Source organism: Deinococcus betulae (assembly GCF_020166395.1).
In the GTDB taxonomy this organism is placed as follows: Bacteria; Deinococcota; Deinococci; order Deinococcales; family Deinococcaceae; genus Deinococcus; species Deinococcus betulae.
Map to the genome: position 1 here is coordinate 31,841 of NZ_JAIQXU010000027.1, position 22,608 is coordinate 54,448.

Annotated in this window: 22 protein-coding genes; 16 read left to right on the top strand and 6 right to left on the bottom strand. The window is 66.9% G+C overall.

All coding sequences use genetic code 11. The features are described 5' to 3' along the window. Positions 1–9: 9 nt before the first annotated feature. Positions 10–168: a hypothetical protein gene (locus tag K7W42_RS17490; protein ID WP_157457307.1), complete on the top strand. Its 159-nt coding sequence runs from the start codon at positions 10–12 to the stop codon at positions 166–168. Between the two features lie 123 nt (positions 169–291). Here K7W42_RS17490 and K7W42_RS17495 read toward each other — a convergent pair whose 3' ends face one another. Genes K7W42_RS17495 through K7W42_RS17505 form a run of 3 tightly spaced genes read right to left on the bottom strand, consistent with a single transcriptional unit; the run spans position 292 to position 3,796 of the window. Then, positions 292–951: a potassium channel family protein gene (locus tag K7W42_RS17495; RefSeq protein WP_157457306.1), complete on the bottom strand. Its 660-nt coding sequence runs from the start codon at positions 949–951 to the stop codon at positions 292–294. A gap of 27 nt (positions 952–978) precedes the next feature. Continuing rightward, the gene (locus K7W42_RS17500; RefSeq protein ID WP_224576214.1) at positions 979–2,367 is read right to left on the bottom strand and encodes a TrkH family potassium uptake protein; all 1,389 of its coding nucleotides are present in this window, start codon (positions 2,365–2,367) and stop codon (positions 979–981) included. A gap of 13 nt (positions 2,368–2,380) precedes the next feature. Continuing rightward, a complete protein-coding gene (locus tag K7W42_RS17505; RefSeq protein WP_224576217.1) occupies positions 2,381–3,796 on the bottom strand; it encodes a TrkH family potassium uptake protein in 1,416 nt (471 codons plus the stop codon). 78 nt (positions 3,797–3,874) lie between these two features. Here K7W42_RS17505 and K7W42_RS17510 point away from each other — a divergent pair, with 78 nt between their 5' ends. The 5 genes from K7W42_RS17510 to K7W42_RS17530 all read left to right on the top strand — a co-directional run bounded on the left by K7W42_RS17510 (position 3,875) and on the right by K7W42_RS17530 (position 9,169). Next, positions 3,875–4,954 carry a methyltransferase domain-containing protein gene (locus K7W42_RS17510; RefSeq protein WP_224576219.1) on the top strand — a complete coding sequence of 360 codons (1,080 nt, stop codon included), beginning with the start codon at positions 3,875–3,877 and terminating at the stop codon, positions 4,952–4,954. 49 nt (positions 4,955–5,003) lie between these two features. Continuing rightward, positions 5,004–6,425 carry a D-alanyl-D-alanine carboxypeptidase/D-alanyl-D-alanine-endopeptidase gene (locus K7W42_RS17515; protein ID WP_224576220.1) on the top strand — a complete coding sequence of 474 codons (1,422 nt, stop codon included), beginning with the start codon at positions 5,004–5,006 and terminating at the stop codon, positions 6,423–6,425. A gap of 201 nt (positions 6,426–6,626) precedes the next feature. After that, positions 6,627–7,635 (top strand): IS630 family transposase gene (locus tag K7W42_RS17520; protein WP_224576222.1). Its coding sequence is split into 2 segments (ribosomal slippage): positions 6,627–7,094 and positions 7,096–7,635, totalling 1,008 coding nucleotides; the frame shifts between segments, so codons are not numbered across the junction. Positions 7,636–7,783: 148 nt separating this feature from the next. Then, positions 7,784–8,380: an RdgB/HAM1 family non-canonical purine NTP pyrophosphatase gene (gene rdgB, locus K7W42_RS17525; protein ID WP_224576247.1), complete on the top strand. Its 597-nt coding sequence runs from the start codon at positions 7,784–7,786 to the stop codon at positions 8,378–8,380. Between the two features lie 255 nt (positions 8,381–8,635). After that, a complete protein-coding gene (locus K7W42_RS17530; protein WP_224576224.1) occupies positions 8,636–9,169 on the top strand; it encodes a DUF1440 domain-containing protein in 534 nt (177 codons plus the stop codon). Positions 9,170–9,282: 113 nt separating this feature from the next. On the opposite strand, the gene K7W42_RS17535 is transcribed toward K7W42_RS17530, so the two are convergent. Further along, complete coding sequence (locus K7W42_RS17535; RefSeq protein ID WP_224576225.1) at positions 9,283–9,726, bottom strand: SufE family protein; 444 nt, start codon at positions 9,724–9,726, stop codon at positions 9,283–9,285. Positions 9,727–9,871: 145 nt separating this feature from the next. On the opposite strand from K7W42_RS17535, the gene K7W42_RS17540 reads away from it, so the two are divergent. Both K7W42_RS17540 and K7W42_RS17545 read left to right on the top strand, forming a co-directional pair. Beyond that, the gene (locus K7W42_RS17540; RefSeq protein ID WP_157457301.1) at positions 9,872–10,735 is read left to right on the top strand and encodes a sulfurtransferase; all 864 of its coding nucleotides are present in this window, start codon (positions 9,872–9,874) and stop codon (positions 10,733–10,735) included. Between the two features lie 67 nt (positions 10,736–10,802). Then, positions 10,803–11,033, top strand: coding sequence for a hypothetical protein (locus K7W42_RS17545; RefSeq protein ID WP_224576227.1), 231 nt, complete (start codon positions 10,803–10,805; stop codon positions 11,031–11,033). Positions 11,034–11,145: 112 nt separating this feature from the next. Here K7W42_RS17545 and K7W42_RS17550 read toward each other — a convergent pair whose 3' ends face one another. Then, the gene (locus K7W42_RS17550) at positions 11,146–11,631 is read right to left on the bottom strand and encodes a hypothetical protein (protein WP_224576230.1); all 486 of its coding nucleotides are present in this window, start codon (positions 11,629–11,631) and stop codon (positions 11,146–11,148) included. Positions 11,632–11,722: 91 nt separating this feature from the next. Between K7W42_RS17550 and K7W42_RS17555 the strand changes: the two genes are divergently transcribed. From K7W42_RS17555 to K7W42_RS17590, 8 genes are all read left to right on the top strand, one after another. Then, positions 11,723–12,274, top strand: coding sequence for a hypothetical protein (locus tag K7W42_RS17555; RefSeq protein ID WP_224576232.1), 552 nt, complete (start codon positions 11,723–11,725; stop codon positions 12,272–12,274). Between the two features lie 202 nt (positions 12,275–12,476). Beyond that, positions 12,477–12,740 carry a hypothetical protein gene (locus K7W42_RS17560; RefSeq protein ID WP_224576233.1) on the top strand — a complete coding sequence of 88 codons (264 nt, stop codon included), beginning with the start codon at positions 12,477–12,479 and terminating at the stop codon, positions 12,738–12,740. Between the two features lie 32 nt (positions 12,741–12,772). Then, positions 12,773–13,129 (top strand): MmcQ/YjbR family DNA-binding protein, encoded by a 357-nt coding sequence (locus tag K7W42_RS17565; protein WP_224576234.1) that lies wholly within the window; start codon positions 12,773–12,775, stop codon positions 13,127–13,129. A gap of 160 nt (positions 13,130–13,289) precedes the next feature. Continuing rightward, positions 13,290–13,439 carry a hypothetical protein gene (locus tag K7W42_RS17570; protein ID WP_224576235.1) on the top strand — a complete coding sequence of 50 codons (150 nt, stop codon included), beginning with the start codon at positions 13,290–13,292 and terminating at the stop codon, positions 13,437–13,439. Further along, positions 13,440–13,610: a hypothetical protein gene (locus tag K7W42_RS17575; protein WP_224576236.1), complete on the top strand. Its 171-nt coding sequence runs from the start codon at positions 13,440–13,442 to the stop codon at positions 13,608–13,610. A gap of 194 nt (positions 13,611–13,804) precedes the next feature. Further along, complete coding sequence (locus tag K7W42_RS17580) at positions 13,805–14,209, top strand: hypothetical protein (RefSeq protein WP_224576237.1); 405 nt, start codon at positions 13,805–13,807, stop codon at positions 14,207–14,209. A gap of 2 nt (positions 14,210–14,211) precedes the next feature. Further along, entirely contained in the window at positions 14,212–19,110 is a 4,899-nt protein-coding gene (locus K7W42_RS17585; RefSeq protein WP_224576238.1) for a DUF4132 domain-containing protein, read from the top strand. Positions 19,111–19,124: 14 nt separating this feature from the next. Beyond that, a complete protein-coding gene (locus K7W42_RS17590) occupies positions 19,125–19,601 on the top strand; it encodes a hypothetical protein (RefSeq protein WP_224576239.1) in 477 nt (158 codons plus the stop codon). A 326-nt stretch (positions 19,602–19,927) separates the two neighbouring features. Here the strand turns inward: K7W42_RS17590 and alaS are convergent, their stop codons facing one another. Further along, positions 19,928–22,600: an alanine--tRNA ligase gene (gene alaS, locus K7W42_RS17595; RefSeq protein WP_224576240.1), complete on the bottom strand. Its 2,673-nt coding sequence runs from the start codon at positions 22,598–22,600 to the stop codon at positions 19,928–19,930. Positions 22,601–22,608 lie beyond the last annotated feature (8 nt).

Genomic DNA, 22,608 nt, shown 5'->3' on the forward strand with positions numbered 1-22,608 from the left:
ACTTTCCCCGTGAGCCTGGCTTACCTTTTCCTGACCTTGCTGGCGGCCGCCGCCCTGCTGCTGTTCCTGTGGCGGCCCGGCCTGGCCCGCGCGGGTGTGGTGTGGGGCCTGGGCGCCTTGTTGCCGCTGCTGGCCGCGCTGGTGGTGGCTTTGCAAGGCGGCCGGTAAGGGACGGGTGGTGTCCCAAGCGGTGAGAGACTGAAGCACCTGCGATCCATCTGATCACTACGCTAGAAACGCATCTGGGCGCCATTCAAGCCCTGTCTGCTTCACTTTGTCCTTGGGCCTGTCCTACTCGCCCAGGTAGCGGCGCAGGTCGTCGAGGTTGTGACTGGTGCCGATCACGACCAGCTTGTCGTGGGGGCGCAGCTCGTCCTCGGCGCGGGGGGTCACCTCAATCTTGCCCGCCCGGCTGATGGCAATCACCTGCACGCTGAAACGGCCGGTCAGGTTTAGGTCGCGCAGGGTGCCCTTTAAGCGCTCATTGGCCTCGATTTCCACAATGGCGTAGTCGCCGCCCAGGTCCAGCGTATCCACGATGTTGGGGGTGGCAATCTGACGGGCCAGGCGCACGCCCATGTCGTGTTCGGGCCGAATCACCAGGTCAGCCCCGATGCGCTCCAGGACCCGGCGGGCCATCTCGTCAATGGCCTTGGTCACGACGTAGGGCGCGCCCAGGCTCTTGGCATTCATGGTGGCCAGAATGTTGGCCTGCACGTCCGTGCCGATGGCCACCACCACCACGTCAAAGTCGCCCACGCCCAGGGTCCGCAGGGCGCGCTCGTCGCTGGCGTCCACGATGGCGGCGTACGTGACCAGATTCATCACCCGCTCCACGTTTTCCTCCTGCTGGTCAATGGCCACGACCTCATGGCCCATCTCATAGAGGGTGGTGGCGACGGCGGTGCCAAAGCGGCCCAGCCCAATCACGAGGCATTGTTTACTTTTCATCAGAAGAGTCCTTTGAGGTGAGGGGGCTCAGCCCACCAGAATGTCACGTTCGGGGGGATACTTCACGCCTTTCACGGGTGGCTGGCGCAGGTTCAGGGCCACGGCAAATGTCACTGGGCCGATACGCCCCAGATACATCAGGGTGCTCAGAATCAGCAGGCCGGCGTCGTTCAGGTGCGGCGTGACATTGAGGCTCAGGCCCACGGTGGCGGCGGCGCTGACCGTTTCAAACAGCAGCGGGGTAAAGCCCAGCGCCGGGTTGGTGACCAGCATCAGAAAAAACGAGCCGAAGACCAGCAGGGTGTAGATCGTCGTAATCGTCCCGGCGCGCACCACGTTCTCGGGCAGCACCAGCCGGCCAAACACCACGAGTTCGGTGCGGCCCCGAATCAGGTTCCAGGCGCTGCCCAGCAAAATGGCGAAGGTGCTGGTCTTGATGCCGCCGCCTGTCGAGCCGCTGTTGGCGCCGATAAACATCAGGGCCACCATCAGAAAGATGCTGGCGCTGCTCAGGGCCGTCATGTCCACAGTGGCAAAGCCCCCGGAGCGCGGCGTGACGCTCTGAAAAAAGGCGGCCAGCAGCTTGGCGGGAGCTGACAGGGGCCCCAGGGTGCCCGCCCGCGCCCATTCCAGCGCCAGCAGCAGGCCAGTGCCGGCCACCAGCAGCACGCCCGTGGTCCACAGGGTCAGGCGGCTGTACACCAGCATGCGGTTACGCCGGGGCGCCTGCCAGTGGGTAATCAGATTGAGCTGCACCAGAAAGCCCAGCCCGCCCAGCACGATCAGCAGGGCAATCACGCCGCTGACCAGCGGGTCGGTCACATACGGCGTCATGCCGCCGGGCAGCACCACAAACCCCGCATTGTTATAGGCGCTGATGGCGTGAAAGACCGCCTGATACAGACCCTCGCCCAGCCCGAACTGCGGCACGAAGCGCCACGACAGCAGCAGGGTGCCCGCCGCCTGCGCCGCCAAGGTGTACAGAAAAATGATTCGGACCAGGCCGAGCACGCTGCCCACGTTCAGCGCATTCACCTGCTGGGCGAGGTGCTGCCGCTCGCTGAAATTCACGCGCCGCCCGGCCAGCAGGGCGAACAGGGTGCCGAAGGTGATGATGCCCAGCCCCCCAATCTGCGCCAGGACCAGAATCGTGACCTGTCCGGCGCGGGTAAAGGCCTCGCTGGTGTCGGCCACCACCAGGCCCGTAATACACACCGCGCTGGTGGCGGTAAACAGCAGGTCCACGGTGGACAGGTTGGCTTCCGGGCGGGTCATGCCGGGCAGGTGCAGCGCGGCGGTGCCCAGGGCGATGCCCAGCAGATACACCAGCGCAATCAGCTGTGGGGGGCGCACCCGGGTCAGCAGGCCCCGCCGGGGCCGACGAGCCATGCGGCGGCGCAGGCTGGGCAGTTTCATACGGCGGGCCTCCTCATCCGATGAGAATGTCCTTGTCGGCGGGGTAACGGACCAGGGCGCCCCCCTGGGGCCGGTTAAAGGCCACGGCAAAGGTCAGTGGCCCAATACGCCCCAGAAACATCAGTGCAATGAGGACCAGATGCTGCTCTGGATTGAGCAGCGGCGTGGTGTTCATGCTCAGCCCGACGGTGGCAAACGCGCTGACGGCCTCGAAAAACAGGTTGACGAACAGCACGTCGGGCCGGGTGTTCAGCAGCAGCAGCGCAATCAACATGAGGTTGACCAGACCGATGCTCAGCAGGCCGACGGTCATGGCGCGCAGGATGGTGTCGGTGTCAATTCGCCGCTGAAACAGGATGGTGTCACGCCGCCCACGCACCATGCTCCAGGCCGAGGCCATCATGACGTAAAAGGTGCTGGTCTTGATGCCGCCGCCTGTCGAGCCGGGGTTGGCGCCGATGAACATCAGAATAATTGTGATGAACAGGGTGGTCAGCCCCATCGCGCCGTAATCCAGGGTGTTAAAGCCAGCCGTGCGGGTGGTCACGCTCTGAAAGAAGCTGGCCAGCAGGCGCTCCCCCAGTCCCAGTGGGCCCAGAGTCTTGGGGTTGTTCCATTCCAGCACCAGATACGCCAGGGTCCCCAGCAGCAGCAGAGCGGCCATCATGGTCAGCACCAGCTTGCTGTGGACCATCAGGCGGGTACGGCGGGCGCTCAGCAGGTGGGCGGTCACATTGAGCTGAACCAGGAAGCCAGTGCCCCCCAGGATGATGAGCAGGGCCAGCACCAAGCTCACAAGCGGGTCACCCACAAAGCCCATGACGTTGTCGCTGTACAGCGCAAACCCAGCGTTGTTAAAGGCGCTGACCGAATGAAACAGCGCGTAGAACAGGCCTGGGCCCCAGCCCTCCTGCGGCACGAAGCGCAGGGCCAGCAGCGCCGCGCCCACGCCCTCAATTACAAAGGTGTAGATGAAAATAGAGCGGATGAGGCCCAGGACCCCGCCTGCATTCAGGGCGCTCACCTGATGGGCGGCGTGCAGGCGCTCGGTAAAGTTCAGGCGCCGCCGTGAAATCAGCGCGAAGGCCGTCCCCAGTGTGATGATGCCCAGGCCGCCGACCTGAATCAGCCCCATGATGATGGTCTGCCCCAGCCGGTTGAAATCCTTGCTGGGGTCAATGACATTCAGGCCCGTGACGCACAGCGCGCTGGTGGCGGTAAACAGCGCCTGCAAGAAGTTGACGCTGCGCCGCGTGCCGTCTGGGTTGAGCCCATGCGTGATGGGCAGACTGAGCAGCGCGCCCCCCACCAGGATGGCCACCGCGAACGACAGCGCAATCAGTTGGGGGGGGCTGAGCCGCAACAGCAAAGGCGTGCGGTTGGCCCGTCCAGAGGTCAGGGGGCGCGGGGGCGGAGAGGGACGGGTCATAGAACGGCCCGGATTGTACGCCCCGGCCCCAGCCTGTGTATGGGGCACGGCTCCTGCGGCGCCCTATACTGTTCTGCTATGCCGCGCCCCGCCCGCCCTGACCGCCCCGCCTTCTCCCGGCGCTCCCCGCGCCCCAAGCCGGACCACCGCACCCGCCAGCCGGCCCACGAATACGAGCTGGAAGCGCTGCGCGGCCTGGAGCATGTGGCGGTCACTGAGCTGGACACGGTGCCGCTGGCACGCGATATCCGGGGGCTGCGCTTCTGGTATCCCGGTGACCCCGAGCGCCTGTCCCGCCTGCGTTCGGTGGTGGCCGCTTACCGCATTCGCAGCTGGGACGTGCCGAGGCCACGCGGTTTGCTGGGCAATCAGCAGCTGGGCGAACTGACGGACTTTCTGCTGGGGGTGGCCGAGGTCGGCGGGCACCGCTCGTTCCGGCTGGGTGCGGCGGGCAAGGAGTCAGGGGTCATGCAGCGGCTGGCCGAGGAACTGCAGGCAGGTCTGAACCTCCCGCACGACCCGCAGGACGGCGAACTGCTGATCCGGCTGCGGCCACAGGAGGACGGCCCCGGTTGGGACGTGCTGGCGCGCATCACCCCCAAACCGCTGAGCGCGCGGCCCTGGCGGGTGTGCAACATGGCGGGCGGCCTGAATGCCACGGTGGCCTACGCGGCGCACAAGCTGGCCGGCCAGCGCGACCAGGACCGCATCTTTAACCCCATGAGCGGCAGCGGCACCTTGCTGATAGAACGCGACCTGATGGGGCCCAGCGCCGCCATGGTGGGCGTAGACCTGAACCCTGAAGCCGTGCGCTGCGCGAAAAGCAACATTCAGGCAGCGGGGCGCGAGATTGAGGTGGCGGTACGGGACGCCCTGCACACGGAACTGCCGGCCCGCTCCTTTGACCTCGTGATGGCGGACCTGCCCTGGGGCGACGCCATCAGCACTCACACAGACAACGAAGCGCTGTATCCGGCCTTCTTGCAGGAGATGCACCGCCTGACCAGCCAGCGCGGGCGCCTGTGTGTAATTACCCATGAGATTCGTTTGTTCGAGCGCGTCCTGAGTGCCCAGCAGAAGTGGCATGCCCACGAACTCTTTCAGGTGGCCAGTGGGGGACACCATCCGAAGGCCTATCTGCTGAGTAAGCGGGTGTAGGGGGTCTGGGGTGTCGGAGGGCGGGCGTGTGGGGACAGAGGCGAGCTTGATGGCCCGGAGACTTTTCTCTGCGGCCTCCTTTTTGTGGCTCCTGCGCCGCGTGTGGCTGGGTCTGGTGTGCTGGCTGGGCATGAGCAGCGCGCAGGCTCCTGTGGTGTCAGCGCCGCTGCGCCTGAGCCGCGAACCGGGGCTGAGCGCGCCGGTCAGGGCGGCGCTGGCCGCTGTGCCCGCAAACGTGCAGGTGGGTGTGCTGGTGCTGGACCTTCAGACGCGCGCGGTGCTGGAGGCGCAGCGGCCAGACCAGAGCCTGAGTGCCGCCAGCACCACCAAACTGGTCACGGCCGCCAGTGTGCTGGCTGAACGGGGCGGGGCCACGGGCTTCTGGACCACCGAGCTGACGGTGCCGGCCCCGCAGGTGGGCCGCGCCCAGGTGTCCAGTCTGACCCTGCGCGGCAGCGGTGACCCTGGCCTGGGCGTTACGGGGCCCTACAGCCTGCGGGCGCTGGCGGAGCAGGCGGCCGCGCGCGGTGTCCGGCAGGTGGGCGAGGTGCGTGTGGAGGATCAGGTCCTGAAGGCTGGAGGCTGGCCCAATGACCTACTGGGCGAACCGGTCACGGCCCTGCGTCTGGCCGAGTGGCGCACCCGCCCGCCCCTCAGCGCCGCCGAGGCCCGCACGCGGCTGGGCGCTGCGCTGAAAGCAGAACTGCGGCGGGCCGGGATTCAGGTGGCTTCAGAGGACGTTCCCTCGGCCCCGGCTTACATTCCTTATCTTCCGCCGGCCCGCACGGACGAGCGCGGGCAGCCGCTTGCTCCTGACCCCCTGATTCCCCCTGCCCGCCGCGCCGAACAGGGGGTGGCCAGCGTGCGCAGCGCCTCGCCGTATCGTCTGCTGGCGGCCACCCTGCGGCCCAGCGACAACGCGCTGGCCGAGGCCCTGCTGGGCACCCTGGCCCACCGTCCCGGCGGCAACGGCACCCGGGCAGGTGCCCTGGCGCGTGAGCGGACATGGCTGCGCCGGATGGGGCTGGACCTGACCGGCGTGGCGCTGGCCGACGGCAGCGGCCTCAGCCGGGGCAACCGCCTGACCCCGCGCGCCCTGGTCACGCTGCTGCGCGTGCAGTACGACCTGCCGCACCCGCTGCCGGGCCGCGCCGGGCTCCCGGCGGCCCTTTACCGCACGCGCGGCAACGCCTTTATAGAGGCGCTGCCGCAGGCTGGGACCGGCACCGCCACGCCAGCTGGGGTGCGGCGCGGCGGCACACTGGCCGGGCGGCTGGTCGGCGCAGGGCTGGACGTGCGGGCCAAGACCGGCACCCTCCCAGGGGTCAGTGCCCTGGCCGGTTATGTCACGGCGCGCAGTGGGCACCCGCTGGCCTTCGCGGTGCTGATGAACGGTCCAGAAGACGCACCGATCCTGACCCTGCGCGCGGCCCAGGACGATCTGGTGCGTGCCCTGGCCGCCAGCTACTGAGGCAGAGATGGAAGGAGTGGCGGAGGTGGTGGGACAAATCAAATACACCTTTTCGGATACCAGTCTCTGTCGGGCAGTTCACTGACAGGCAGTTCTATCGGCATCGTTTTTCGGCTAACCCTGACCGACTCTGCAGCTTCGGAGGCCCAATCAGAGGTGTCCTATTGACAACGGCGCAAATCCGTCTTGGTATTTTGAGGTATGGCGGAATGGCAGCCGACCCGATATACCCGTGCCCAACTCGAAGAGCGTCGACTGGCCGCTGCGAAGTGGCTGCAAGAGGGCAAGTACGCCCACCGCGAAATCGCTGAGCATTTTGGAGTCTCCGTCGTGACCGTCACCACCTGGAATGCACGCCTGAAGAAGAGAGGGACCCTTCAGGCGACGGTCGCTCCCGGTCGCCAGTCACGGATGACCTCTGCACAGCACGCGCAACTGCGCACCCTCCTTCAGGAGGGTGCGCTCGCCCATGGGTTCCCCGACGAGACCTGGACCACTCGTCGGGTGAGTGAGTTGATTGGCGGGCGGTTTGCGATCTGGTATCACCACGATCACGTCCGCAACCTTCTGCACCAGTTGGGCTGGACCCCACAACTGCCGAATGGACGCGCCGCAGAGCGCAACGAGCTGCGGATTGCCACCTGGAAAGAACAGACGGCACCCGAGTTGAAAAAAAAAGGTCGCTGAGGGCGCCACGCTGATCTATCTGGATGAGGTGGGCTTTGCGTTGAAGGGGGTGCGACGACGGACATGGTCGATCAGGGGCGTCACGCCCCTGGTCACACTCCCCGCAAACTGGGAGAAGCTGTCGACGATTGGGGCGATCACATCAGATGGACGCTTCTTTCAGAACACCAAAGCTGGCGCCATCAACAGTGGCAATGTCACCCAGTTTCTTCAACATCTGCTGCGTCATGTGACTGGCGAGATGGTCGTCGTGCTGGACAACGCGAGCATTCACCGAGCCACAGCTGTACAAGCGTTCGTGGCAAGCCACGAACGCTTGTCGCTGGAATATTTGCCGCCATATGCCCCGGAGCTGAATCCGATCGAGTTGGTCTGGGCCTATATAAAGCGCAATGTTCTGGGCAACTTTTGTGCCCGTACAGTCGGGCTGTTGAAGCAGAAGCTGGCGAGGGCTTGGCAGCGTGTGCGATACGTCAAGCTGCCACGACAACTTCTCAATACGAATCTATACCGCGATCAATAAGCCTCCTTTCAGGTTGATCGGTCTGGGGCAAACGTGCCTCTCCCCCCGGTGCGGGGGCACACCCAGCGGCCTCGGGACGCCCTTCACGCGCCGGCCAGGCTCAGCCTCTAGACTCGGAAATGTGAAAAACGGCGCAGAACAGAAGGTCATGCTGGCGACGGGCAACGCCGGCAAGGTGCGGGAAATAGAGGAGGCGCTGGTGGGTGTGAACTGGACGCTCAGCCCCCTGGGCGGTCTGCCGCTGCCTCCCGAAACCGGACGCACCTATGAGGAAAACGCGGCCATGAAGGCCTGCTTTGTGGCCCACATGACGGGTCAGCCGGCGCTGGCCGACGACAGCGGCATTGAGGTCGAGGCGCTGGGCGGCGAACCTGGCGTCTACTCGGCGCGCTTTGGCAACCGCGAGAATGACACAGAGCGCAACGTCTACCTGCTGGAAAAACTGCGGGGACAGGCGAACCGCCGCGCCAAGTTCGTGTCGGTGGTCATCCTGGCTTACCCGGACGGGCACGTGGAAACCTACCGGGGCGAACTGCCCGGCACCCTGCTTGAAGGCCCGCGCGGCGACAACGGCTTTGGCTACGACCCCCTGTTTGTCCCGGAAGGGCAGACCCGCACCCTGGCCGAAATGACGGTGGCCGAGAAGCGCGCCCTGAGCCATCGGGGTCAGGCGCTGAAAAAGTTGCTGGAGGTTCACCAGCACGGCAGCCCCGTGCGCGGCGCCCCGCCCGTGACCCGCGACTGACCGAGGAACTCGGCGCATGGCGCTTGGTGGAGAATCTCGGCTCAGAAGTCGATGGCTTTACTACAGGGCAGGCTAGCGTTTTCCCGCTCTACGCCGTGACTCAAGGCAACTGTATAGCCCGAGACAGGTGCCTTTGACGTTGTCAGGGACCACTGCACCTTTGATCTTCAGCGTCTGTGAACCCGGCGGTCAGCGTTTCTTGAAAGAGGGAGGCTGACCGCTGTTGCCCTGCGCTGGCCTGCCTACGGTGGCCCCATGAGCGCATACCGAACATTGGTGGCTGGCCTGCTGGGCGGGGCTGTGGGCACGCTGGCAATGGGGCAGTACTGGACACGGGTGGCCCCGAAGTTAGAGGGCGACAGCGGCGGCCAGGATAGCCAGAAGCCTGACCAGCACTCTATTTCTCTGGTGGGGCAGCAGCACGAACCCGGCGAGAGCAGTACCGCCGCCCTGGGCCGCGTGGCTTACGAGAAAACTGAGGGCCACCCGCCGGGCAAACAGACGCGCGCCGCCCTCAGTGAGGCGGTGCATTGGAGCATGGGCGCGGGCAGCGGGGCGCTCTACGGCGCGCTGGCTGGGCGCGGCAATCCCCTGAAAGGCGCCGCCTTTGGCGTGGGCCTCTGGGCCCTGATAGACGAGGGGCTGGTGCCGCTGCTGGGCCTGCAAGATGGCCCGGCTGGAAGCCCGGCGCGCGGACACGCCAACCGATTGGGTGCCCACCTGGCCTACGGGCTGGGGTTGGGGCTGACCGTCTGGGCGCTGGCTGGTGTGCTGCCTGGCGACGATTAATAACGGGTCTAGCCCAGGAGAGAAGGGCTACGTCGTCAGACCTTCTCTCCTGGGCTGGGTGAATGACCGCCAGGGCCGCCTTCCAGATTCAGTGCGGCGTTCTCAGGCTTGCCTCAGCCCTGGGCATGTTCGCGCACGTCGTTTTTCAGGCGCATCAGGATGGCCCCCATGCCGCGCAGGCGCATGGGCGTAATCAGCTCGGTCAGGCCCATGTCCATGTAAAACTGGTCGGGGATATTCAGAATTTCGTCGGGGTGGGCGCCGTCCAGCGCCTCATGCAAGATGCCCGCGTAACCGCGCACTGTAGGCGCCTCTTCGGGCACCTTGAAGTACAGGTGCATGCCGCCCGTCTCGTCCTGCTCGGTCACCAGAAAGAAAGGGCTGGTGCATTCAGGCACAGGCTTCAGGAACTCGGGATGCTCCAGGTACTTGGTGGGGAGGCCGGGCAGCTTTTTGCTGTATTCCAGCAGCGCTTGCAGGCGCAGCGGCTTGGGGGCGCTGCGAAACAGATTGACAATGCTTTGCAGCTTTTCGGGCAGAGGGGCGGCGTCGCTCATGGCTGCTACTGTAGCGCCGCCCACCTGGGGGGATTGAGGTGGCCTGTCCAGTTGACCACTTTTGTCAATAAGTCCTGGACAGGGGTACAATCCGGAGGCAAAACGCGCACGACCCTTTAAGCTTCATCCCACAGGAGGCACACACATGGATTACGCAAAAGACGTTCTGGTCAGCACAGACTGGGTGGCCCAGAACCTGAACACCCCCGGCCTGCGCCTCGTAGAAGTGGACGAAGACATTTTGCTGTACGACACCGGCCATATTCCCGGCGCCGTCAAGCTGGACTGGCAGACCGACCTGTGGCACCCCGTGGAGCGCGACTTTATTACCCCAGAAGAGGTCAGCGCCCTGCTGGGCCGCCTGGGCATCGGGGCAGATGATCAGATCATTCTGTACGGCGACAAGAGCAACTGGTGGGCCGCCTACGCCTACTGGTTCCTGTCGTACAGCGGCGTCAAAAACCCCCTGAAGCTCATGAACGGCGGCCGTCAGAAGTGGGTCGCCGAGGGCCGCGAGCAGACCACCGACGCCCCCAGCGTGGAAGCCACCCAGTACCCGGCCCTGACCCGCGACGATTCGCTGCGCGCCTTCCGCGACGAGGTTAAGGGCCATCTGGACAGCGTCAAGAGCGGCACTGGCGCCCTGGTGGATGTCCGCAGCCCCGACGAGTTCTCGGGCAAGGTGACCCACATGCCCGCCTACCCACAAGAGGGCGTGCTGCGCGGCGGCCACATTCCCGGCGCCCGCTCGATTCCCTGGGCGCGCGCCGCCAACGAGGACGGCACCTTCAAGAGCGCCGACGAACTGAAGGCGCTGTACGAGGGCGAAGGCGTGACTCCCGACAAGGACGTCATCGCCTACTGCCGCATTGCCGAGCGCAGCAGTCACAGCTGGTTCGTGCTGCGCGAACTGCTGGGCTACCCCAGCGTGCGCAACTACGACGGCAGCTGGACCGAGTGGGGCAACGCCGTGGGCCTGCCTATCGAGAAGACCTACAGCGAAGCGTAAGGCGCCGCTGGGGCAGGGGCGGTCAGTCCGGTCTGGGCTGGCCGCCCTTTTCCGTTAGGCTGGCCCTATGGTCAGGCGGTGCTTTGCGCGGGTGGTTGGGAAGAGCGGAGAACTGCGGCTGAACCTGCTGCACAGCGGAGAAGTTGGGCTGGTGTTCCAGGGGCAAACCCACACCTTCGAGACCCTGGAAGACGCCCTGGACGGCGCGGCCTGGTTGCCCCAGGTGCCGGGCGACCTGTATGAGGCGCTGGCCTGGGAACTGGACCTGCTGGCGCTGAGGGGAACGCCCCCAGGCTGAGGTCCAGGGCTCATCAGCCGGTCCCCTTCATACGCGGCAGCGCAGGTGCAGCGACCTGGGCGGCAACGTTGCGGGCAAAGTCAGCTTTGGTCAACCACACCGCCAGACTTCGTCAGGGTGTCGAAGGCTGTGGCCGCCAGACGACCAGCAGGTCTATTTTGTCCTTTGGTGAACCCGTGCAGTCGAGGACGGCCCGCTCGGCCGCCCAGCCGTACAGAAGCGCGCCAAAGTCTTCAGGTCGCCTGTTCCAGAGGTCGGTCAGGCCCCGCGTCCAGGCCGCGCACAGTTGCCGGGCTGTGCGCGTGTCCTGCTGTGCGGGCACGGCAACGATGTCGTCAAGCTGTGAGGGCGTGTCAGGGTGATAACTCAGCGTGACCTTGACAGGGCCGCCGAACAGCTCGCCTTCAAAGTGGTGGTTGGCGTAAGCCCGGCTGTTGACCTGTGGACTGGGCAGGGGCCGAAACCCTTGACGGATCAGTTTGGCACGGGCCCCTACGGCGTCGTCTTCCCGCATCAGCTGAAGAAACTGGGCCACCTTAGGCTCTGGGGCTGCACAGGCCACCAGACCGCCAAGCAGCAACAAGCGCATAGGCCACATCGCCGTGCAGTCTATGAAAACAGCGGGCAGACTGTGCCCCGACCTCTCCGATTCAGAAAAGTGTTAGAAGGCGCCATCTAAGCTGACCTTCATGATGGGAGTCCTTGTCGCCCTGGTGGTGCTGGCCGCGCTGGTCCTTGTCTGGCGCCTGTCACAGCGCCGTCCCCGCACCCCTGCTGCGCCGCCACCGTCGCCGTCGTCTGACCGGCCTTCGGGGGTGCGCGTGGTGCCCACGCCTGAAAGGCCGCAGATACAGGCCGCAGTGGCCGCCGCCCCGGTGGTCGCCGCGCCAGTCTTCGCCGCGCCCCCCGGCACTGCAGCCCTGGATGACCCCGACGCCGTGCGCCCGGAAGTCAGCGCCGAGGCGGTGGCCTCGGCCCGCGCGGCGGTGCAGGCCGATGTGCCCGACGCCATCCTGTCGGACGCCCTGCTGGACGTGACCCCCGAGCAACTGCAGCGCCTGATGGCTGCCGTCCCCGAGGACGTGATGGCCCGCGCCATCGGCCGGGATGACAAGGTGACCCAGGGGCCTGTCAAGGCCGAGGACCTGCAGCAGCTTCAGGGCATCGGCGGCGCACTGGATGACCTGGACATCTGGAGTTTTGGCGATGACAGCGCCAGCACGCCCGGCCACAAGGCCTGAAGCCAGGAGGTTCAGCGCCCCAGCATCACCCTGGGGCGTTTTTGTTTGAGAGGCCGTAAGAGTCCTGGCCTGCCAGGGGGTATCCCATCGTAGAAACAACAGGCGGATCTGATTGGCCGGGTGACCCAGTTTGCCCTCACTTCATCACCGTTTCTTGAGCGCGCTATCAGCTGGCCATGACAGAGAGGCCTCACCCTGAGGCATGACGCCCAGTGACGACCGCGACGCCCTGCCTGTTAATCCCACCCTGGCCCCACATACTTCGCCTGCTGCGCCAGTGCAGGGTGCCGATCAGGGGCCGATGCCAGACGAGTTGCCGCCCGCTCCGGGGGTGCCGTCACCCTCTGGAGAAGGCCTGAGCAGCGCAGAAGTCGCCGCCCTGGTCAGCGGCGGTGATCCCTCGATGGCCGAAGCCAACCTGGCCCTGGAAACAGCGGAGGGCCTGGACCCCAAGACCCAGAGCTGAAGTGCGGGCGGGCCCCTGCCTTACGCTGGGGCATGCTGTCTATCGCTGACCTGCGTACTGCCTGCGCCGCGCTGCCCGGCTCGCAGGAAACTTTTCCCTTTGACGCCACGACCCTGGTGTTCAAGGTGGGCGGCAAGATGTACGCCCTGACCGACATTCAGGCCGAGCCGCTGACCCTGTCGGTTAAGGTGCGTCCCGAACACGGCGAGGACCTGCGCGCTGCCCATGAAGCGATTGCCCCCGGTTACCACCTCAATAAGCGCCACTGGGTCACGGTGACGCTGGACGGCCAGGTGCCCACAGCGCTGGTCCAAGAGTTGCTGGCCGGCAGCCACGCCCTGGTGGTGGGCGGCCTGACCCGCGCCCAGCGCGCCGAGCTGGGCCTGTGACGCGGCTGCGTGTCCTCCTGGGGGCCGGCGAGCAGCGCTGGTCCGGCTGGGTGTCGACCTAGCAGCCCGAGCTGTACCTTCTCAACCTCCAGACCTTCGCCCAGTTTTTTGGAGGGCTCCGGGCCGACGTCTTCCTAGGTAAGCACGTCTGGGAACACCTATGTTGTCAGAAGGCGAGCAGGCCGCGTCGCTGGTGTTCGGATGCCTGAAGCCGGGCGGCACCTTGCGGGTGGCGGTGCTGGACGGCGGCCACCCTGACCCTGCGTACCGGGCGCTGGTGGGGGTCCACGCACGACCACCAGGTTCATAGATGCTGGACACCTTTGGCCCCGTCTTTGCCGGGGCAGGGTTTGAGCTCCGCCCTCTAGAATGGTGGGACGCGCCGGGAACGTTTCACCACCGGGCCTGGGACCCCGAGGACGGCCCGGTTGACCACAGCAGTCAGCTCGAACCACCGCAACGCCGCGTGGCGCTGGGGTGAAGGGCCGCTGGGCTTTACCAGTCTGGTGTTAGACACTGCGAAGCCGAGCTAGCCGCTTGATTTGCCAGTTCAGTCTGCCCTACACAGCTTGACCTGGGGCAGAACGCCGCTTCTTATTCTGCTATTTACATATTCATAAATTGGGGCTATGCTGGAAGGTGAAATTCGCCACGTTCCCTGCCTCTGAGGTTCCCATGATTGTCGAGACCAAGATTGTTGGCCGCCGCACCCCCTTTGAACGCCGCTCGCTGGAGGTTCCGGCGGGGCCACAGACGCTCCAGAGCCTGGTGACCCATCTGGTTCATGCCGAGGTCGCCGCCTACCACGAGCGTCAGGAGCAGGTGGGCGTGCTGCGCGTACTGACCGAACGCGACCTGACAGAAGGCGCGCTGGGCGGCCGGGTGGCGGTGGCCCCGCAGGCACCGGGCGGCACCGTGACCCCCGAAGACGCCGTGCGCACTGCCCTAACGGCGTTCGGGGACGGCCTGTACTACGTGTTTCTCGATGAGGAGCAGCTGGAGTCGCTGCAGGCCCCGCTAACACTGCGCCCCGACAGCACGCTGCTGCTGGTCCGCCTGACTGCGCTGGCTGGGGGCTGAGGATGGACGTTCACGACTATCTGCGCGGTTTCGAGGGCCCCTGGCAGGCTGACTTCATGGCCCGCCTGCGAACGCTGCCTGACGACCAGGCCACCCTGATTCGCGCCGAATTGAAGGGCAGTGGTGACCAGGCCGCCCACCAGGCCCGCGAAGCCGCCCTGACCGATCTGCTGCACGGCAGCGACGAGACCACGCGGCAGGCGCTGGCCGCTGTCTTGTTCCCCCAGTTTCCTGAGGTCGTGCGCCGCACCGTGGAAGCGCTGCTGACCCGCCACCCCTACACCGAGGGCTACAGCCGCCGCGCCTTTCGCGCCCCCGGTGACCGCCGCATGGCCGCGAGGGCCTGGAACTGGCTGTGGAGCACCTGGCAGGTCACACGCGACTATCCGCAGCCCCTGGACTGGTTTGCGGTGCATGCGGGCCTGCTGAGTCCCTGGCAGAGCCGGGAACTGGGGCTGCTGCTGGGTCAGGCGGTCAGCGACGGGCACGAGGATATTTTTCAGATTCTGCGCGACACGGCCAGCACCCAGCATCCGGTGGCCCGCATGGGGCGGCATGTGCCGCTGGCACTGCTTTCGGGCACCCGACCGGACGCCTGGGCCCTGGCCGAGGGCCTGCTGCTGGCCGCCCAGCGCCAGGAAGGGCTGCGGCAGGTGATTCTGGAAACAGTGGACGAGGCCAGCCCCGAGGCCCTGACGCGGATGCTGCGCCTGATTCTGGCTGAAGACCTGCTGCGCTTTGCCGCGACCCTGCGGGCCGCCTGCGTGTGGTTTGGCCTGAATTACGACGTGACCGATCTGAAGGCGGTGCGCGCCCACCTGACAACGGCCCTGGGTTACCTGGAGGATTCGGCGTCGGCCCGGACGGCCGTGACTAGCGGCAGCGGCGCAGAAGCCTACCTAGCTTTGTTCACCCTGGCCATGCGGGACGCCATTGGGGCGGCGGCGCTGGCCCGCCCCCTGTTGGCCGACCCCGCCCCAGAGCGCCGCATGGCCGCCGCCCAGTTCCTGCTGGCCGCTGACGCCCTGCAAGGGGACGACCTGAGCGCCCTGCTGGCGGACCCGGACCTGCGGCTGGCGGCCCTGGCCGGGGGGCGCGTCAGCCCATGGACCCGCGAGGCACAGCCTTTTTCTCTGGAGGAGTTTGCAGCCTATGCCGCGCGCCTGCCCACCGAGGGCCGGCATGACCTGCTGCTGTTTCCCTGGCTGGGGCACGTACCGGCCCGCGCCGAAGCGATGAACAGTTTGCCCAGGGTGCTGGGCGACCAGCCGGTGGCAGACCTGGCCCCGTACCTGGCCCACATGAGCAGTGACGGCCGCTTGGGCGTGCTCGGGCGCCTGCGCGAGCGGCACGGCAACACGCCTCAGCAGCTGGACGCCCCCACCCGCGACCTGCTGCTGACCCTGCTGCAAGACCGCCAGAGCGGCGTGTCGCAGGAGGCCGTGCAGGTGATGGGGCAGCTGACCCCCGAGCCGCAGGAGGTTGAGGTACTGCATACCCTCCTGCGCCGCCGCAGCGCCGACCTGCGCCGGGGCCTGATTCGCCTGCTGGCCACCGACCCTGCCTTGGGAGCCAGTAGCGCCCTGGCCCTGCTGGCCGGCACCAACACCGAGCAGCGTCAGGCCGGCCTGCAACTGCTTCAGGCAGTGGGCGGCGAGGTGCCCGGCGGGTTTCAGCCGAAAAACGTGGCCGAGGAAACCCTCCTGGCTGCCCTGACCGAACCGGGGGCTCAGCCCACGCTGGAAGATGGCCTGGGCCTGTTTGATCCGGCCGACCTGAGCCGCGCGCCGGCGCCAGTGCCGGCCGCCCACGACTTTGTCCCAGAGGTGGCGCGCGGCGCCCGGCTCCTGCGCAGCCTGAACGCCCTGATTGAGGCGCACCGCGAAACCCCCCTGACGGGCATCGGCTGGGACGGCGAGCAGACGCTGCTGCTGGGCAATGTACGCGGCGGCCTGCTGCGCCCGCGCGCCGACCAGCCCATGCCCCTGGCCGACCTCTGGACTGGTTGGTGGCAGACCCGGCCTGACCCGCAGGACGGGGACCTGACGCGCATGGCCTGGGCGCTCAGTCATTTCGTGGCGCGGGAGGACACCACCGAAGCCGAGCTGGACGCTGAACTGCACACGCTGGCCGAGGAACTGGCGCAGGACATGGACCTGTCCCCCGAGGAACTGGCTGAGGCGCTGGAAGACGACACCGACGAAGAGGAGCGCGCCCAGGCCGCCCAGGTGGCCCGCGCCCGGGAAGCCCTGCGCCGCCAGACGATTGACCGCACGCTGGGGCCGCTGGTGCCGCTGCGGCTGGAGCACATGGACCGCGTGAGGGCCGTCGTGGGCTATCTGCGCGCCGGGTTCAGTACGCCCGCCGACCTTGACCTGAGCCTGGACGCCTGGGCCACGGCCCTGAGTGGGCTACCTGCCGACGTTGGGCTGCTGACCGACCCCCGGTACACCTGGCGCAGCGATGACCCGCGCGACTGGTTCACGCCCCTGCGCCCGGCCTGGGCGCAGCTGGAGGCCGCCACGCCAGCACAGCTGCGCCGCGCCTGGGACCTGACCCTGCACGAGGGCCGCGCCTTCGAGCACCTGCCCCTTCAGCGGCCCTCGACCCCGCTGCTGGTGCGCGCCTACGAACATGGGTGGGCAGGCCGCGCCGACCTGCTGGACGCGCTGATTGGGCCGCGGCCTCAGCGCAGCGGCTATTACTACGGCCATGACTTTGGCGACCTGGCCGCCGCCACGCGCCCCCGCCTGCGGGACGACGTGCCCACTCACCCCGACTGGCGCGCGGCGGTGGACGACGTGCGCGCCCGGGTGCTGGATGTGGAACTGGCGCGCGGCGATCTGGAAACGGCCGCCACTCCGGCCGCCCTGGCCCTGGGCCAGGTCACGGGCGCGGCCCTGACCCTGCGCCTGCTGGCGGCGCTCGGCAAAAATCCCCTGCGGCGCGGCTATCAGGGCCGCAGCGAGAGCCGTGACGTGACGTTCAGCCACCTCGTCCGGGTATCGTTTCCGGCGCCAGCCGACACCCCTGCCGCCTTCGCCCGTGAGGTCAGGACGTTCGGGGTGGGTGAGGCCCGGCTGCTGGACCTGGCCATGTTTGCTCCGCAGTGGGCGCCGCTGGTCGCCGACGTGCTGGGCTGGAAGGGCCTGCGGGACGGCGTGTATTGGCTGCACGCCCACACCCGCGACACGAACTGGAGCGTGCCCCAGGACATCCGCGAAGGCTGGGAGGCCGAGATTGCCGAGCGCACCCCGCTGTCGGCCACTGACCTGATGGGCGGCGCGGTGGACGTGGCCTGGTTTCACCGCATGCACCGCACGCTGGGTCAGGCGCGGTTTCATACCCTGCTGGACGCGGCCAAATATGCCTCCAGCAGCGGCGGCCACAAACGCGCCGAACTGTTTGCCCGCGCGCTGCTGGGCGAATTGGACAGAGATGAACTGGTCACCCGTATCCGCGAGAAGCGCAACCAGGACGCCGTGCGCGCCCTGGGGCTGTTGCCGCTGGGTCGGGGACCGGCCAAGCGCAACAGGGACCTGGAAGCCCGTTACCGCCTGCTGGCCGATTTTCGCCGGGAAGCCCGGCAGTGGGGCGCCCAGAAACAGGCCAGCGAGCGCCTGGCCGCCGACATCGGCCTACAGAACCTGGCCCGCACGGCGGGGTACGCCGATCCCCAGCGCCTGATGTGGGCGATGGAAGCCCGCACCGCCCCCGACTGGGCGCAGACCGTCACCGAGGGCGGCGTGACGGTGGGCATTGCCCTGACAGACGCCGGCGACGCCAGCCTGACCGTGCGGCGCGGCGAGAAAGTCCTGAAAACCCTGCCGCCTGCCCTCAAAAAGCTGCCAGCTGTGGCAGCCATCCGCGAGGCGGTGGGCGAGCTGGGCGCGGCCCAGAAGCGCATGCGCGCCGCCCTGGAAGAGGCGATGGTGCGCGGGGACCACTTTCAGAACAGCGAGCTGCACGACCTGGCCCGGCATCCAGTGATAGCGCCCATGCTGCTCTCGCTGCTGTGGGTGCTCAATGAAAGCCAGCTGGGCTGGTGGACGGGCGACACGCTGGAGACCCTGGGCGGCTCGGTGCCCATCGGTGACCAGGCCCTGCGCCTGGCCCACCCGCACGACCTGTATGTGGGGGGGCAGTGGCCGCAGCTTCAGCAGGAGGTCATGACGCGGGGGCTGGCCCAGCCGTTCAAGCAGGCGTTCCGTGAGTATTATCCCCTCACGGCCGCAGAGCAGGGCGCGGCGCGCAGCACCCGTTACAGCGGCCATCATGTGCAGCCAGGCAAGGCCGCCGCGCTGTTTAAATCGCGCGGCTGGGTCACCGTCCATGAGGAAGGCGTGCGCAAAACCTGGCACGCCGAGGGCCTGAATGTCTGGGTGGACACCAGCGTGGGCTCCGGCACCCCCAATGAGGTCGAGGGCGCCGAACTGCGGGCCGTCTACTTCACCACGCGCGACGGGTTAGAGGCCCTGCCGCTGGCGCAGGTGCCGCCGCGCCTCCTGAGCGAAACGCTGCGTGACCTCGACCTGGTGGTCAGCGTGGCCCATGTGGGCGGCGTGGACCCGGAAGCCAGCCAGAGCACCACCGCCATGCGGGCGGCCCTGCTGCGGGAGACCCTGCGCCTGCTCAAACTGGGGAACGTACGCCTGGACCACGGCCACGCGCTGATTGACGGCCACCACTCGCGGTACACGGTGCATCTGGGCAGCGGCACCGTTCACCGGCAGCCGGGCGGGTTCCTGTGCATCGTGCCGGTCCACAACCAGTCGCAGGGCCGCCTCTTCCTGCCCTTTGCCGACCCTGACCCCCGGACCGCCGAGGTCGTCAGCAAGGTGCTCCTGCTGGCCGAGGACCGCAAGATTCAGGACCCCACGATTCTGGAACAGTTGCGGTGAGGACGCGGCTGCCTGTGCCCGTCCTGACCGGGCTGCGGCTGGTGCGCTATGGGCTAAAGCCGCAGCCCTTCGGCGGGGTTCAGGCGCAGGTGCAGCTCCGGGCCGATGGCCCTGACGCCGCCCTGCAGGCCGTCACCCGCTTCTTTCATGGCGGCTGGCTTCAGGACTCGCCAGAGTTTCTGACGGCTGTGCTGGCCCTGCTCCCCGGCCGGGGCGTCAATCTGCGCGAGGAAGGGCAGGTGATCCGTCAGGGGGACCGCCTGCACCTGTGGTCAGACATGACCTATTTCGAGCGCACCGCTGAGGCCGACCTGGAGTTTCACGAGGTCTGCGAGGTGGTGCGCCTCAACTTGCATCTCCTGACTCTAAAGCGCGAGTGGCTGACCTCGCCCTCACGCCGTGGCCTGCCGTCTTATGAGGAGCACCGGGGCTTCCGCGTGCAACTGCTGCGCCCAGAGAGCGAGAGTAGCGCTCCGATAAGTGGCTGGTAGGAGGAGGCCACCATCCATTTCAGCCGCTGGCCAGTTGTGGGTTTGCCACGCCGCTTTGCAGGTCTGCTCGCCTGAGGATCATTGGGCGACAAAGCTCAACTTGGCTCCGGGATTTCTTCTGGGTGCTCTCGGCTCGTCCTCGGGCAGAGTGCCCGGTGAAATCCAAACGGAGTTGGAGAGCGGCGCCGCAGACCTCAGGAGCTTCGCAGCAGAGCGAAAAAGAGTACAGATGGCATGGTGTGTTCTGGAGGCGCAGACGGTGCCCTTCTTCTCTCCATAAGAGAGAGGCGGAGAGCTCTGCCTCCGCCCCTCTCTCACTTGTCCCTTTAAAACGCGGTGTCGAGGGCCCCCAGCGCTGCGTCAGCGTCCGTGATGCCTGCCTGGGCCATGTCGGGACGACCGCCGCCTTTGCCGCCGCCCGCCGCCGCCAGCTTGCCAATCAGCTGCCCGGCGTGGGCGCCGCGCGTGACGGCGTCTTTGGTCGCCTTCACGACCAGGCCTTTGTCGCCGGCCACCACCACGAGGTCGGCGCCGCTCTGGTCCAGCAGCTTGTCGGCGGCACCGCGCAGTTCGTTGCCCTCAATGCCTGCCAGCTTCAGCGCCGCAACCTGAAAGCCGCCCAGCTCGCGGGTCTGGGCCGCGCTGCCCCCGCCGCCCATCTGGGCCTCGGCCAGCTGGCGCCGCAGGGCCGCCATGTCCTTCTCAGCGGCCTTCAGCTGGGTTTGCAGGCCTGTGACGCGGCCTTCCAGCCCATCGGCGCTGGTATTCAGAAGCCCCGCGACCTTCGCGGCGCTGTTCAGGCGCTCACGCAGCCGGGTGGTGGCGGCCTCGCCGGCCAGGGCCTCGATGCGGCGCACCCCACCCGCCACGTTCTCGTCACTCAGCAGCACAAATGCGCCGATGTCGCCCGTCTGGCGCACATGGGCGCCGCCGCACAGCTCCTTGCTGCTGACCGGCTGGCCGCCGTAGCTCACGTCGCCGTCCACGCTGACCACGCGCACGGTCTCGCCGTACTTCTCGCCGAAGAGGGCGGTGGCACCGGCGGCTTTGGCCTGGGCAATGGGCATCTCCTGCCAGGTTACCGTGAAGTTGGCGCTGATCCAGCGGCTGACGAGCAGTTCCACGGCAGCAATGTCCTCAGCGGTCAGGGCCACCCCATGCGAGAAATCAAACCGCAGACGGTCGGCGGCCACCAGCGAGCCTTTTTGCGCCACGCCGCTGCCCAGCACGGCCCGCAGCGCGGCGTGCAGCAGGTGCGTGGCGGTGTGGTGGCGCTGAATGGCCTGCCGCTCCCCGGACACGGCGCCGCGCACGGTGACGCCTTCGCGCAGCTCGCCTTCTTCTACCAGCACGTCGTGCAGGAAGACGCCCTGGGGCGTTTTGCGGGTGTCGCGCACCAGCCCGGCGCCACCGGCCCATTCCAGGCGGCCCGTGTCGCCCACCTCACCGCCGCCCTCGGCGTAGAAGGGCGTGCGCGACAGCACGACGGTGGCCTCGCTGCCCGCGCTCAGATGCTCCAGGCGCTCGCCCGCACCGACCAGGGCCATCACTTCCCCTTCGGCTTGCAGGTCGTCGTAGCCCACGAACTGGGTGGGGGACAGGCCATCCAGGGCTTCCTGATTGGCCCCAAACAACTCTGATTTGCCGTATTTGCTGCCCGCGCGGGCGATGTTCTGGGCATTTTCCAGGCTCTCGGCGTAACTGGCCTCGTCCACCGTGATGCCGTATTCCTCGGCAATTTCTTTGGTCAGGTCCACGGGAAAGCCGTAGGTGTCATAGAGCAGGAAGGCGTCTTCGCCAGACAGCGTGGCGCCCTTCTGCATGCCCGACAACAGGCCGCCCAGCCGCTGAATCCCGCCTTCGAGCGTCTTCAGGAAGCGTTCTTCCTCGGCGCGGATGGTGGTCTCAATTTTGGCTTGGTTGTCCTTGAGTTCCGGGTAGGCGCCGCCCATCTTGTCCACAACCAGAGGGACCAGCTTGTAGAGACTGGGTTCACGCAGCCCCAGCAGGTAGGCATGACGGGAGGCGCGGCGCAGAATCTTGCGCACCACATACCCGCGCCCGGTGTTGCTGGGCACAGAGCCGTCGGCAATCACCATGCTGACCGAACGGGTGTGCTCGGCCACCACGCGGTGAGACACGTTCTGCGGCCCTTCATAGGGCTGGCCGCTGAGTTCCACAACTTTGGCCACCATCGGCGCAAAGACGTCGTTGCTGTAGAAGTCGTACACGTCCTGCACAACGGTCGCAATACGCTCCAGGCCCATGCCAGTATCAATGTTCTTAAACGGCAGGTCTTTCAGGACGGGCGTACCGTCGGGCAGCGGTTCCTGGCGGTCGTACTGAGGAAAGACGCAGTTCCAGATTTCCAGAAAGCGGGCGCTCTCGCGGGTCTCGGCATAGTCGGCCCAACTGTCCTCACCGTACTTATGGCCACGGTCATAGAAGATTTCGCTGCATGGCCCGCAGGGACCGTTGGGCCCTTCCTTGGGTGCGTCCGCCGGCCAGAAATTCTCGTCCGCGCCAAACCGCAGAATCCGTTCAGGCGGCAGCCCAATCTCCTGCGTCCAGATGGCGAAGGCTTCCTCGTCATCCTGGTAGATGGTCGCGTGCAGTTTCTCAGGGTCCAGACCCATCCACTCGGGGCTGGTCAGAAACTCCCAGGCCCAGGTCAGGGCTTCGCGCTTGAAATAGTCCCCAAAGCTGAAGTTGCCCAGCATCTCCAGCAGCGAGCAGTGGCGCAGGGTCCGCCCCACGTTCTCGATGTCGCCAATGCGCAGACATTTCTGCGCCGTGGTCACGCGCTTGCTGGCCACGCCGTCAAAGACAGCCGGTGCGCCCATGAACTGCTCTTTGAAGGGTTGCATGCCGGCCACTGTGAACAGGGTGGTGGGGTCGGGGGCAATGGTGGAGTAGCTGGGCAGGCGCAGGTGCCCCTTGCTCTCGAAAAACTGGAGGTACTTTTCCCGAATCTGGGCGGTGGAGAGGGAAGAGGGCATGGGGGAGA

What these genes read in the sequence shown, in the direction of transcription:
- K7W42_RS17570 (WP_224576235.1), top strand. Translation starts at nt 13,290, where the DNA reads ATGTTGTCAGAAGGCGAGCAGGCCGCGTCGCTGGTGTTCGGATGCCTG.
- K7W42_RS17510 (WP_224576219.1), top strand. Translation starts at nt 3,875, where the DNA reads ATGCCGCGCCCCGCCCGCCCTGACCGCCCCGCCTTCTCCCGGCGCTCC.
- K7W42_RS17530 (WP_224576224.1), top strand. Translation starts at nt 8,636, where the DNA reads ATGAGCGCATACCGAACATTGGTGGCTGGCCTGCTGGGCGGGGCTGTG.
- K7W42_RS17545 (WP_224576227.1), top strand. Translation starts at nt 10,803, where the DNA reads ATGGTCAGGCGGTGCTTTGCGCGGGTGGTTGGGAAGAGCGGAGAACTG.
- K7W42_RS17585 (WP_224576238.1), top strand. Translation starts at nt 14,212, where the DNA reads ATGGACGTTCACGACTATCTGCGCGGTTTCGAGGGCCCCTGGCAGGCT.
- alaS (WP_224576240.1), bottom strand. Translation starts at nt 22,600, where the DNA reads ATGCCCTCTTCCCTCTCCACCGCCCAGATTCGGGAAAAGTACCTCCAG.
- rdgB (WP_224576247.1), top strand. Translation starts at nt 7,784, where the DNA reads ATGCTGGCGACGGGCAACGCCGGCAAGGTGCGGGAAATAGAGGAGGCG.
- K7W42_RS17535 (WP_224576225.1), bottom strand. Translation starts at nt 9,726, where the DNA reads ATGAGCGACGCCGCCCCTCTGCCCGAAAAGCTGCAAAGCATTGTCAAT.
- K7W42_RS17495 (WP_157457306.1), bottom strand. Translation starts at nt 951, where the DNA reads ATGAAAAGTAAACAATGCCTCGTGATTGGGCTGGGCCGCTTTGGCACC.
- K7W42_RS17550 (WP_224576230.1), bottom strand. Translation starts at nt 11,631, where the DNA reads ATGTGGCCTATGCGCTTGTTGCTGCTTGGCGGTCTGGTGGCCTGTGCA.
- K7W42_RS17505 (WP_224576217.1), bottom strand. Translation starts at nt 3,796, where the DNA reads ATGACCCGTCCCTCTCCGCCCCCGCGCCCCCTGACCTCTGGACGGGCC.
- K7W42_RS17540 (WP_157457301.1), top strand. Translation starts at nt 9,872, where the DNA reads ATGGATTACGCAAAAGACGTTCTGGTCAGCACAGACTGGGTGGCCCAG.
- K7W42_RS17580 (WP_224576237.1), top strand. Translation starts at nt 13,805, where the DNA reads ATGATTGTCGAGACCAAGATTGTTGGCCGCCGCACCCCCTTTGAACGC.
- K7W42_RS17575 (WP_224576236.1), top strand. Translation starts at nt 13,440, where the DNA reads ATGCTGGACACCTTTGGCCCCGTCTTTGCCGGGGCAGGGTTTGAGCTC.
- K7W42_RS17515 (WP_224576220.1), top strand. Translation starts at nt 5,004, where the DNA reads ATGGCCCGGAGACTTTTCTCTGCGGCCTCCTTTTTGTGGCTCCTGCGC.
- K7W42_RS17500 (WP_224576214.1), bottom strand. Translation starts at nt 2,367, where the DNA reads ATGAAACTGCCCAGCCTGCGCCGCCGCATGGCTCGTCGGCCCCGGCGG.
- K7W42_RS17555 (WP_224576232.1), top strand. Translation starts at nt 11,723, where the DNA reads ATGATGGGAGTCCTTGTCGCCCTGGTGGTGCTGGCCGCGCTGGTCCTT.
- K7W42_RS17565 (WP_224576234.1), top strand. Translation starts at nt 12,773, where the DNA reads ATGCTGTCTATCGCTGACCTGCGTACTGCCTGCGCCGCGCTGCCCGGC.
- K7W42_RS17560 (WP_224576233.1), top strand. Translation starts at nt 12,477, where the DNA reads ATGACGCCCAGTGACGACCGCGACGCCCTGCCTGTTAATCCCACCCTG.